We start from the raw sequence: 12,046 nt of genomic DNA, 5'->3' as shown, positions 1-12,046 counted from the left end.
CAGTCGCATACAGTTTACCCCCGATCTTATGCCAAGCGACATAATTGGAACGGAAATATTAGACCAAAACAGAAACTTTAAATTTATCAAAGGTCCTGTTTTTGCCAATATAGTTTTAGCCGACGAGATTAACAGAACTCCTCCCAAAACTCAAAGTGCCTTGCTTGAAGCGATGCAGGAAAAAGCTGTTACCATTGCCGGAGTTAAAAACAATTTACCTCTGCCTTTTTTTGTTCTTGCCACACAAAACCCCATAGAACAAGAAGGTACTTACCCTTTGCCCGAAGCTCAGTTAGATAGATTTATGTTTAATCTGAAATTGGATTATCCGTCAATAGACGAAGAAATACAAATTGTTAAATCTACTACAAGCCACGAAACACCCTATATTAATGTAATATTGAATGCCGAAGAAGTAATACATTTTCAAGATTTAATAACTCGCATACCAATTGCCGATAATGTTTACAACTATGCAGTAAATTTGGCGTACAGTACCCGTCCTAATACTGCTCAGGCTCACGTTTTAAGCAATCAGTATCTGACATGGGGAGCTGGTCCGCGTGCTTCGCAATACTTGATAATCGGAGCAAAAGTACACGCTGCTATTTCCGGCAAGTACAGTCCGGATATAGAAGACGTTAAAGCCGTAGCTATTCCTATACTGCGACATAGAATTATCAGAAACTACAAAGCCGAAGCCGAAGGCATAAAAGAAGATTTCATTATTGAAGAATTAATGAAGTAGTACCCCTTTGCAATATTATTTATGGAAGAAAAAGTTGTACTTGTTGATGTAAACGACAATGAAATCGGTTTGATGGGCAAGCAAGAAGCTCATGAAAAAGCAGTCCTGCATCGTGCAATTTCGGTAATTATATTAAACTCCAACTCCGAAATGCTTATCCAGCAAAGGGCTTTGCATAAATACCATTCGCCCGGAAAATGGGCAAATGCGAGTTGCACACACCCCCGAAAAGGTGAAAAACCCATAGACGCTGCTAACAGACGCCTTGAAGAAGAAATGGGAATAAAAGCGGAATTGAAAAAATTATTCGATTTTGTATATAAAGCCGAATTTGACAACGGTCTTACCGAACACGAATTCGACCATGTGTTTTTGGGTTTTGTCGAGAATGAAACAATCCCCAACATCAATACCGACGAAGTCTGCAACTACCAATGGATAAAACTTGATAAATTGGAGCAAGAATTAAAATCCAATCCTGAAAAATATACACCTTGGTTCAGGATTATTATGGAAAAAATGTTTTCTTTGATAAACACTAACGAGTTGCAACTTTCAAATGTTTAGCTGTTGGCTTTTAGCTTTTAGCCGTTAGCCATTAGCCTTTAGCTTTTGGCTGGTGAAGTTAGAAATTAGATTTATCAAATTTTAACTCGAAACTCGTAACTTTTTTTGCCATTAGCCGTTAGCTTTTTGTCCCGAAACTTCGAGACTAACTCCACACTCAGAACTCTCCCGAAACTTCGGGACTGAACTTAGCCAATAGCTAAGAGCTAAGAGCCAAGAGCCGACCCGCACCACGCAACACGTAACCCGCAACACCACTCACCACTCACCACTCACCACCCACCACCCACCACTCACTAATTACCCTCCGCATATCCTATCGGGAACTGATACAAACGTAGGTCGAAGAATGGAATAATTGCCAAAATATGGTCGAATACATCCGATTGTATAGCTTCGTAATCGACCCAAACTGCCGTATCGATGAATGCGTAAACTTCAACAGGAACTCCTGTAGAAGTCGGTTGCTGCTGTCTGACCATCCTCGTATAATCCTTGCTTATTGCCTCATGATTGTGAATGTAAGCAGTTAAATAAGCTCTGAAAACTCCTATGTTGGTCTGACGCCTACCGTTAATTTTCTGAGTTGTATCAACTTCTTTTTCGGCGTTGTATTCGTCTATTTCTTTTTGCTTTTCGGTTATATAATCTTTAATAAGGGCTATCTTACTGTATTTTTCAAGATCTTCGTTGGTGCAAAACTTAATGCTTGAAACATCAATATTAACCGAACGTTTCATACGCCTTACATCTAATTCTTGCATGGGTCGGTAGTTTTGAAATGCATCGGTAATTAGATTGTATGTTGGAATACTAACTATTGTTTTATCAAAATTTCTGACTTTAACAGTAGTTAGACCAATTTCTTCCACATCGCCGTCAACACCCTTGCTAGGTACTGAAATCCAGTCGCCAATGCCAACCATATTGTTTAACGACAACTGAATACCACCAACAAAGCCTAATATCGGGTCTTTAAAAACCAACATTGCTATTGCAGAACCTGCTCCCAAACCTCCTATAATACCTCTCGGACTTAGTTTTAAAAATATTGAAATTATAAAAATAACCGCAAAAGCGAATATGAAAAACTTTAAAACCTGTATTACGCTTCTTATTGGGTGCCTATCTGCATTTTCCCTCTGATTGTATATTCTTTCAAAGCCGTTTAAAAACCTGAAAAATATCATAACAACAATAATAGCTAAATATATCAGTGTTGTTCTTTCTGCAAGTCTTATTATTCCGGCATGCTCAATCAAGGTGGCATTAATAGTATTTAAAACTATTAAGCCCGGAACTAACATAGAAATGCTGTTAAACACCTTTTCCTCAACCAATATATCGTCCCAATTGTTGGTCGTCTTGCGAGCAATACGATAAACAACGGCTCTTATTACTGTTTTGGTTATATAATAAGCTACTACAGCTATAATAAGTATAAGAATAAAATCTGTAATTGACTCAATAAAAATAGCTGTTGACTCGCCAACACCTATTCGTATCAACCATTCTCTAAAACTATTTGATAAACTCTCGAACATAATTTCTATATTTTTACGAAACAAATATAATAAAACCCTACATTTTGCCCGTTACGGGACTATTATTTTAAGTTTTCTTTTCAATACCGAATAGTTTAAAGGCATTTCCATACTTATAGGGTCGCCGTCAATATTCACTACCGAAGGGTCTTCGGCAACTATACTAACATTTCTAACCTTGTAATAGCTTGCATACTTTTTTATCTTTTTGCCTCTAGTGAGTGAATATAATACTGTCAGAATTTCGGTGTGTGGTATTTTGTCAAAAACGCATAAATTTAACAAACCATCGTCTATCCTTGCTTTGGGTGCAATTTTGGCATTAAATCCAAACTGATTGCTGTTGGCTACCACAACCATCAACGCTTCTTTCCTGATAATAGTTTTATCATCTATTTTTATATCATAATATTTAGGTTCGTAAGTAGGATATTCTTGCAAAATAACTTTTAAGTACGAAATTAATCCTCTTATTTTTTGATGTTGAAACAGGTTCGCAACGTGAGCATCAAAGCCGACACCTGCTATACTTAAAAACATATTGTCATTAACTTTACCAACATCTATTTTTTTGGTTTTGCCTGCAGAAATCACACGTAACGATTGCGACAGCAACGAAGGTATTTTAAGATAATGTGCCAATCCGTTTCCCGAACCTGCCGGAACAATTCCTAGCGAAACATCGCTACCAACGAGATTAGTAGCTATTTCATTAAGAGTTCCGTCTCCCCCAACCGATACAACAATATCGGCACCATTACTTTTGGCTTCCTCAGCCAATTCTTTGGCATTACCCTGATATGATGTCATTTTTACTTCAACATTAAATTTGCTGGCAGGAAAAGCAGTTTCGGTAACAAAATCTATGAACGATTTATTCTTAGGAATAACTCCAGCCTTTGGGTTTACAATAAAAACAACATTTTGCTTCATTATGCTTTGATTAAATTTTTATTACAAAGTTAATAAAAAAGCTGTTCAAATCAATGAACAGCCTTTTTATATGAAATTTTATTAAAATACTACTCTTGTACTTTTATTGAGTACGTGATTGTTCCTTTTTGATAGCCTAAAGGACCGTCTAATTGAGTAATTTCTTCAACTCTAAGTAATCCAAGTTTACCGGCAACTGTTCTGAAAGCTATAATTTTGCCCACTCCTAAGAAAGCAACTTTACTTTCTTCAACGTCGGTTGCAAGTCTAACAATGGTTAAATCGTTGGTAATGTCAGCCCAAACTGTACCTTCGGGAAGTTCAACAACTTTAAATTTTGTAGGATTCTTAGTATCCCAATTTGCCGGTGCGCTTGCATAATCGCCGAAAGCACCTTGTGCATCTGTATCATTGGGAGCTGCTATACATGCTTCCAAGTTTTCATTGTAAAAATACAACCAGTCGATAAGTGCGCTGTTAGCTCTGGCATCGGCTAGTGTATAAACTGTTCCGTTGCTTGATGCAAATGAAGAACCAACTGTAGAGTTTTGAGCTCCTAGAATTACATTTTCGTAAACTCGGATATTTCCGGGAGCTGCCTCAGTAGTTACAGTAAATTGTATCTGATTGCTTTGATTTTTGTCGTCATACACGGTAAAAAGATAATTTACGCTTGCTTCTTCCTCCTGAACCTCAATTACCTCGTCAAAAGTGTAGGTTGTTGTCGAGAAAGTTGTATCAAAAATCGATCTAAGTTCGCCGGTTTCGAACTGAACTGAAAAGTTGAAACGTTTTAAAGTTGAATTAGCTTGTGCAAAAGCCTCTACTCCTACTCTAATATCTGAACCTGGAACGACAACAACATTAGTTGATGTATATTCTTGTCCGGTTTTAAATTGAATTGTTGGTGGATCTGTTGTTTCTTCAGTTCCACAAGATGTTACCATAAACATTCCTGCTATAGCAAGAAAAGCGAAAATGAATTTAATTTTTTTCATATAAATACCTTTTTTTAGTTAAATAATAATTAGTTAATACGTACTTAACAACCAAATATCGTGCCAGCGGAAAAAAATATTATTTGTCGTGTACACGCTGACGATAAGCCTCAAATAATATTACCGCAGCACTAACCGACACGTTCAACGAATCGGCGATGCCATTCATAGGTATCATTATTTTATTAGTACTACACCCCGACCAGTCGGCACTTAAACCATCAGCTTCGGAACCTACAACAATGGCAGATGCGTTTTTATAGTTGACAGAATAGCAGGAAATGGCATCGTCGGAAATAAAAGCCGAATTTATTTGAATTTTCTTGTCGGTTAAAAAACTAATTGCTTCTTTTGACGAAGTTACAGCTATTGGCAAAGAAAACACACAACCTAAACTAGACCTTATAGTATTAGGATTGTACAAATCAGAAACAGAATCGCAAAGGATGACAGCATCAACACCTACAGCATCGCAGGTGCGGAGAACGGCTCCGACATTGCCCGGCTTTTCAATAGATTGTGCAACCAACAAAAGTGGGTTTTCGGGAAAATGCAATTGGCTAATATCATGACTTTTTGTCTTAGCTACGGCAAAAACTCCTTCCACATCGTTGCGGTACGCAACACGATTAAATACCGAACGAGAGACTTGCACATGGTTATTGATGCGATTTTCAAACTTTCTAATTTCATCAATTTTGCTACCCTCAATTATTTCGTCGCAAATGTATAAGGTATCCATCACATAGCCCGAAGCCAATGCCCTGTATATTTCTCTGTAGCCCTCTACAACAAACTTACCTTCTGTCCTTCTTAACTTTGAGTCTTTTTGTAATTGCAATATATATTTTATACGCGGATTTGATGCTGATGTAATGTTCATATTTATGCTGTTTATATTTTTGAAAAACGCGTAAAACTCATATGCTTTTGGTTACTTTTTTTGTTTCTAAAATTTCAACTGCATATTAGTTCCGCACATTCTCTATTTTGCAAAGTTACAAAATACCGTATTTGTTTTTAGAGATAAATAACAAATTTTAGCAAACTCAATAACCACAATACATACAGAAGCAATTCTTGAAATAATACTTATCGTAAATGAAAATATTTTAATGAAATAATTTGTAGATTAAAAAAAAGTAGTATTTTTGCAAAACCAAATTACAAAAAACAAAGTAAAAGATTGAATTATGTCAAGAGTTTGTGACTTAACAGGAAAGAAAGCAATTGTAGGGAATAAAGTTTCTCACTCGAATATAAAAACCAAACGTAAATTTTATCCAAATTTACAAAAGAAACGTTTCTATATTCCGGAAGAAGATAGATGGATAACTCTAAAAGTTTCAACATCTGTTCTTCGTACAATTAATAAAAAAGGCATAAGCGCTGTTTTAAAAGAAGCTAAACAACAAGGGTTGGTACTTTAGTACTATCCCACATTTTTTTTCATAATTTTTTGTTTATCTGCTATCACTTCGGTGATAGCAGATTTTTTTTAACTTAAATTATAATTATTTGCCCAAGTGAAAAAGCGACGATTAATATTTTAAGTTACCTTTGCATTATGAAAAAAATGTTGGCGTTTGCTTCTTTTTTAATTCTTATGCTTCTTGCAAGCAACTCTTCGTTTGCACAAGGCAGAGGAAAAGTCATACAATTTTCGGGAATAATTGTCGATTCCGACAGCCTTAAACCTATACCTTTTACTCATATTAGCGTTAAAAACAGCTACAGGGGCACTACCAGCGACTATTACGGTTTTTTTTCAATAGTTGTTAGGCACTACGATACATTGGTGTTTTCGGCTGTTGGTTACAAAAAAGTAAATTATACCATTCCCGACACTTTGTCGGTTAATAGGTACTCTGTCATACAAGTTATGACACGCGATACAATTACTTTGGCTCCTACAGTTATTTACCCTTGGCCCACAAAGGAACAATTTAAAAACACCTTCCTAACCAAAGAAATACCTTTAGACGATATTGAAATTGCAAAACGCAATATTGCGGTTATGGAAATGAAGGAAAGTGTGGGTAGAAACTACGACCCGCAAAAATTCGGATATACCGCACAGCAAAGCTATACACATCATATGAACACGTTTGCCGACCAACTTTATTACAAAGGTCAACTTATGCCCAACAACCTGCTAAATCCCATTGCTTGGGCTAAATTTATTAAAGCGTGGAAAAACGGCGAGTTTAAACGAAAGAAATAATAATCTACATCTGTTCGGGTACGTCTATTCCTAACAAGTTCATAGCTTGTTTTATGGTTTGTGCTACGCAATGCGAAATTACCAATCGGAACTCCATAACCGATTCGTTTTGCTCGCGTAATATATTGCACTCGTGGTAGAATTGATTATAGGTTGAAGCTAAATCGTAAGCGTAGTTACAAATCAAAGCCGGACTTTGTTGCAGTGCCGATAGTTTAACTGTTGTCGGAAAGTCGTAAACTTTAATCAATAAGCGTTTTTCAATTTCGGCAAAAGATTCTATGTCTTTTACTTTCAACGAGCTAACATCAATTTCCGATTTTCGTAAAACCGAACGAATCCTTGCGTGAGTATATTGGATAAATGTTCCTGTATTTCCGTTAAAATCAATAGACTCGGCGGGATTGAAAAGCATATTTTTGCGTGGATCGACTTTTAAAATGAAATATTTTAGAGCTGCCAATCCTATCATTTTGTAGTGTTCTTGAGCTACTTCTTCGCTTTCAAAATCGGCTTTTCCTAATTCTGCAGCAGTTTGTTCGGCTGTTGCAAACATTTCATCCATTAAATCGTCGGCATCAACAACCGTACCTTCACGCGATTTCATTTTGCCTGCAGGAAGTTCAACCATTCCGTAAGAAAAGTGTTCTATTTTCTGCCACCACTGGTATCCTAATTTTTTAAGAATAACTTTAAGCACCTGAAAATGATACTCTTGCTCGTTGCCGACAACATAAATCAGTTTTTCGGGATTATACTCATCGTGTCTTTGTAAAGCAGTTCCTATGTCTTGAGTCATATAAACGGAAGTGCCGTCGCTTCTGAGCAGTAGTTTTTCGTCTAAATTTTCATCTTGCAGGTCAATCCACACCGAACCGTCAGGACGCTTATGAAAAACTCCATCAGACAATCCTTTTTCAATAATTTCTTTCCCCAACAAATACGTTTCCGATTCGTAATAGGTTTTGTCGAAACCAATATTCATAGTTTTGTAAGTAGTCTCAAAGCCTTCGTACACCCACGAGTTCATAGTCTGCCACAATTCACGCACTTCTTTATCGTTGTTTTCCCACTTACGCAACATTTCTTGTGCTTCTAATATTATTGGAGCATTTTTTTCGGCATCTTCAGGACTTGAGCCTTCGGAAACTAACTTGCCGATTTGAAGTTTATATTCTTGGTCGAAAAGCACATAATATTTCCCAACCAAATGGTCGCCTTTAATTCCGGATGTTTCAGGCGTTTCGCCGTTTCCCCATTTCAACCATGCAAGCATGCTTTTGCAAATATGTATACCTCTGTCGTTCACCAAATTAACTCTAACAACCTTATGCCCTACAGCCTCGTATATTCTACTTAGCGAATCGCCAAGCAAGTTGTTTCTTATATGTCCCAAATGCAAAGGCTTATTGGTATTAGGCGAAGAAAACTCGACAACAATAGGATTGGAATTAGAAAACAAATCCGTTGGTAAATAAGATTCTGTTTTAACTTTTGTGTTAATAAAGTCAACCCATGTGCCGACGGTCATTTCTATATTTAAAAACCCTTTTACTACGTTAAAATTAAGCACATCGGAATTATGTTCCCTAATATAATTACCCAATTCATTGCCAATAATTTCGGGAGATTTTTTTGCTGATTTTACAAAAGGGAATACCACAAAAGTAAAATCGCCTGCAAATTCTGCTTTGGTATATTGAAGCGAAATTTCCGAAATATCGATTTGTATATTGTATAGGCTATTCAGACCGTTAACTATGTCTAACTTTAACTTATATTCCATACTGCATATTTTTGCTACAAAGGTAAGAATTATACAGGAACAAAAATAAGAATGTTGTACAAGTTAAAAACCATAACAAATTTTTTAATTCTTTAAAATACTGAAACAAAAACAATTGGCAAATCAACTTAAAAAAATCTAAAAAAACATTGGATAATATCAAAATAAGAACCGAAATTTTGTATTTTTATGGTCAGAAAAATATTTTTTCGCGTATTTGTCATATAAACTTATACAACAAACAATAATAATATCTGATTATGAAAGGTAAAAGTTTAATATCTATCACCGATTACAACAAAGACGAATATTTAAAAATACTTGAAATAGCATCTTCATTTAAAGCAAACCCAAGACAAAGATTGTTGGACAATTACGTTGTTGCCTCGCTATTTTTTGAGCCGTCAACCAGAACCCGACTGAGTTTTGAAACCGCCGCCAATAGGCTTGGGGCTCGTGTTGTCGGCTTTTCGGAAAGTGGTTCAACAAGTTTAAGGAAAGGCGAATCGCTTAAAGACACAATAAGAATGGTAAGTAGCTACGCCGACATTATCGTGATGCGACATCCTGTAGATGGAGCTTCGCGTTGGGCTAGCGAAGTATCGTCAGTTCCGGTAATCAATGCAGGCGACGGTTCTAATCAGCACCCAACACAGTGCCTATTAGATTTGTACAGCATTAAAGAAACTCAAGGCACACTTGATAACCTAAATATTGCTCTTGTCGGCGACTTGAAATACGGCAGAACTGTACACTCCCTAGTTGAAGCTATGAGCAACTTTAATACAACTTTTCAGCTTGTATCTCCTTTAGAACTGAAATTGCCGAGAGTTGTTAAAATGCATATAAAAAATAACAACTTAACATATACTCAACATGTTGATATAAATGAAGCTATGCCAACAGCCGATATTGTGTACATGACCAGAATTCAGAAAGAGCGATTCAACGATCCTATGGAGTACGAAAAGGTTAAAAACAGTTACTCTCTTACTGCATCAATGCTAGGACCTAGCAAACCCAACATGAAAATTCTGCACCCGCTTCCACGTGTCAACGAAATCAACGAAGACGTTGATAATACAACACAAGCATATTATTTTAAACAAGCAGAAAATGGTGTTTACGTCAGACAAGCTCTTCTGGCAGCTATTTTGGGCGTTATTGAATAATTAATAAAAACAATTTAATGATTTTGTAAAATGAAAGTAAAACTCAGTGTTAGTGCAATAGAAAACGGAACTGTTATAGACCACATTCCGGCAACCAACGTTTTTAGAGTTATAAGGATATTAAATTTAGAATTTGATACCCAGCACCAACTTTTATTTGGCGACAACCTTAGAAGCCAAAAGTACGGTAAAAAAGGACTTATTAAAGTTAGCGATAAGTTTTTTGAAGATAAAGAAATTAATAAAATTGCAATAGTCGCACCAACAGCTACAATTATCGAAATAAGAAACTATGAAGTTGTAAGTAAAAAACAAGTAGAAGTTCCGAATGAAATAATTAATATCGCCAGATGCGTTAATCCGAATTGTATTACAAACATAGAAAATATTACGCCACATCTAAGAATTATCGATTCGAAAGAAATGCGACTTCAATGCCATTATTGCGAAAAAATAACTACACAAAAAAACTTGTCTTTTATTTAAAATATATATAGAAACGATCAAAAAAAAACAGTAAAAATACGATAAACAAATTTTTGATGAATATAAAAGGGATACATTCCCAAAAAAATAACAACAAAATATGGCACTACGTAATACACGCGTCGAGGGTCATAACAAAAATGCTGAGTACATAAAACTTTTAATTTCCGAAGGTGAACATCAGCAACTTGATTTTAAATTTAGCATAAACGACTCTCGGAAAATAGCACGGTCTTTGGTAGCTTTTGCTAATACTAACGGTGGCAGGCTATTGGTCGGAGTAAAAGACAACGGAGCTATTGCAGGCGTCAGAAGCGAAGAAGAGTTTTATATGGTTGAGGCTGCAGCTAATTTATATTCAAAACCTTCGATTGATTTTGTTGCCAACGAGTGGATTGTTGATACTAAAAAGATTTTGGAAATTATTATTCCAAAAAAAAATGATGACAAGTTACTTTATGCTGTTTCTGAACTAGATAACAAAAATTTGGTTTACATACGCCAAAACGATTGCAACTACCAAGTTAATATTGTTTGGCTTAAGGCTCATAATCTCAGATTTTCGGAAAAAAACATAAATATACAACTTAAAAAAGATGAGTCTAAACTTCTTTCGTTTATGAAAAATGCTGAATTATACAGCTTTTCTAGGTTGAGAAAACTTCTTTCTATAAATAAATTCAAATTAGAAAATATTTTGGCTAAATTTGTAGCCATAAATATTTTAGAAATCGTATTTACACAACAAGGCATAAAATACAAACTCGTGGATAACATGCAGGACTTTTTATACGAAAACTAAACAAACTAATAATTCTAAACTTAACAACTATGATAATACTACTTTCTCCAGCAAAAACTCTTGATTTTGAAACCGCTACACCGGTTAAAGACACAAGCACCCCAAATTTTATAAAACAAGCTAATACCCTTCAAAACGAGTTGGCTAAATTTAATTATCAGGATTTGGCAAAACTGATGACAATATCCGATAATTTGGCTCAGCTAAACGAAATGCGATACAAAAATTGGAACAAAGCCGAAGAAAGACAAGCAATATATGCCTACAAAGGCGATGTTTACGAAGGTTTGGACGCATATTCATTATCGAAAAAACAAATAAATTTTGCCCAAAAACATGTAGTAATAATTTCGGGGCTGTACGGAGCTTTAAAACCATTAGACCTTATAAAACCATACAGATTAGATATGAGCACAAAACTTAAAGTCGATAAAAACAACAACTTGTATTCTTTTTGGGGTGATAAAATAACTGAATATGTGAATTTATTACTAAAGGAAAACAAATCGGATATCGTTGTCAACTTAGCCAGCAACGAGTATTTCAAAGCAATTGACACAAAAAAACTAAACGCTAAAATTGTAACTCCAATATTTAAAGATTTTAGTAACGGACAATACAAGGTGATTTCGTTTTTGGCAAAAAAAGCCAGAGGACTTATGACAAGATACATTGTTGAAAACGAAATAAACAAACCCGAAGACTTAATCGGATTTAACGATAGCGGTTACATGTACAAAGGTGATATTTCAACAAAGGACACCTTGTATTTTTACAGAGGATAAA

Annotated in this window: 13 protein-coding genes; 8 read left to right on the top strand and 5 right to left on the bottom strand. The window is 35.5% G+C overall.

The window, feature by feature from the left end; all coding sequences use genetic code 11:
* The coding region (locus PHP31_06590; GenBank protein ID MDD3738944.1) for an AAA family ATPase at window positions 1-748 on the top strand (748 nt) is incomplete at its 5' end.
* A gap of 21 nt (window positions 749-769) precedes the next feature.
* On the top strand, window positions 770-1,315 hold the full coding sequence (idi, locus tag PHP31_06585) for an isopentenyl-diphosphate Delta-isomerase (protein MDD3738943.1): 546 nt from the start codon (window positions 770-772) through the stop codon (window positions 1,313-1,315).
* A 296-nt stretch (window positions 1,316-1,611) separates the two neighbouring features.
* Here idi and PHP31_06580 read toward each other — a convergent pair whose 3' ends face one another.
* The 4 genes from PHP31_06580 to PHP31_06565 all read right to left on the bottom strand — a co-directional run bounded on the left by PHP31_06580 (window position 1,612) and on the right by PHP31_06565 (window position 5,673).
* Window positions 1,612-2,859 carry a mechanosensitive ion channel gene (locus PHP31_06580; GenBank protein ID MDD3738942.1) on the bottom strand — a complete coding sequence of 416 codons (1,248 nt, stop codon included), beginning with the start codon at window positions 2,857-2,859 and terminating at the stop codon, window positions 1,612-1,614.
* Window positions 2,860-2,910: 51 nt separating this feature from the next.
* On the bottom strand, window positions 2,911-3,792 hold the full coding sequence (locus PHP31_06575) for a diacylglycerol kinase family lipid kinase (protein ID MDD3738941.1): 882 nt from the start codon (window positions 3,790-3,792) through the stop codon (window positions 2,911-2,913).
* 89 nt (window positions 3,793-3,881) lie between these two features.
* Complete coding sequence (locus PHP31_06570) at window positions 3,882-4,790, bottom strand: hypothetical protein (GenBank protein ID MDD3738940.1); 909 nt, start codon at window positions 4,788-4,790, stop codon at window positions 3,882-3,884.
* Window positions 4,791-4,869: 79 nt separating this feature from the next.
* Window positions 4,870-5,673 (bottom strand): TrmH family RNA methyltransferase, encoded by an 804-nt coding sequence (locus tag PHP31_06565; GenBank protein ID MDD3738939.1) that lies wholly within the window; start codon window positions 5,671-5,673, stop codon window positions 4,870-4,872.
* 310 nt (window positions 5,674-5,983) lie between these two features.
* On the opposite strand from PHP31_06565, the gene rpmB reads away from it, so the two are divergent.
* Window positions 5,984-6,220: a 50S ribosomal protein L28 gene (gene rpmB / locus PHP31_06560; GenBank protein MDD3738938.1), complete on the top strand. Its 237-nt coding sequence runs from the start codon at window positions 5,984-5,986 to the stop codon at window positions 6,218-6,220.
* Between the two features lie 137 nt (window positions 6,221-6,357).
* The gene (locus tag PHP31_06555; GenBank protein MDD3738937.1) at window positions 6,358-7,014 is read left to right on the top strand and encodes a carboxypeptidase-like regulatory domain-containing protein; all 657 of its coding nucleotides are present in this window, start codon (window positions 6,358-6,360) and stop codon (window positions 7,012-7,014) included.
* Between the two features lie 4 nt (window positions 7,015-7,018).
* Here the strand turns inward: PHP31_06555 and argS are convergent, their stop codons facing one another.
* A complete protein-coding gene (gene argS / locus PHP31_06550) occupies window positions 7,019-8,800 on the bottom strand; it encodes an arginine--tRNA ligase (protein MDD3738936.1) in 1,782 nt (593 codons plus the stop codon).
* A 260-nt stretch (window positions 8,801-9,060) separates the two neighbouring features.
* On the opposite strand from argS, the gene pyrB reads away from it, so the two are divergent.
* The 4 genes from pyrB to yaaA all read left to right on the top strand — a co-directional run bounded on the left by pyrB (window position 9,061) and on the right by yaaA (window position 12,045).
* The gene (gene pyrB, locus PHP31_06545; protein MDD3738935.1) at window positions 9,061-9,972 is read left to right on the top strand and encodes an aspartate carbamoyltransferase; all 912 of its coding nucleotides are present in this window, start codon (window positions 9,061-9,063) and stop codon (window positions 9,970-9,972) included.
* Window positions 9,973-10,002: 30 nt separating this feature from the next.
* The gene (locus PHP31_06540) at window positions 10,003-10,458 is read left to right on the top strand and encodes an aspartate carbamoyltransferase regulatory subunit (GenBank protein ID MDD3738934.1); all 456 of its coding nucleotides are present in this window, start codon (window positions 10,003-10,005) and stop codon (window positions 10,456-10,458) included.
* A gap of 100 nt (window positions 10,459-10,558) precedes the next feature.
* On the top strand, window positions 10,559-11,260 hold the full coding sequence (locus PHP31_06535; protein MDD3738933.1) for an ATP-binding protein: 702 nt from the start codon (window positions 10,559-10,561) through the stop codon (window positions 11,258-11,260).
* A gap of 29 nt (window positions 11,261-11,289) precedes the next feature.
* Window positions 11,290-12,045 (top strand): peroxide stress protein YaaA, encoded by a 756-nt coding sequence (gene yaaA, locus PHP31_06530; GenBank protein MDD3738932.1) that lies wholly within the window; start codon window positions 11,290-11,292, stop codon window positions 12,043-12,045.
* Window position 12,046 lies beyond the last annotated feature (1 nt).

It is taken from the genome of Lentimicrobiaceae bacterium (assembly GCA_028697555.1).
Classification (GTDB): Bacteria; Bacteroidota; Bacteroidia; order Bacteroidales; family UBA4417; genus UBA4417.
The sequence above is the reverse complement of the archived record's forward strand: the minus strand, read 5'-3'. Positions and strand labels throughout refer to the sequence as shown.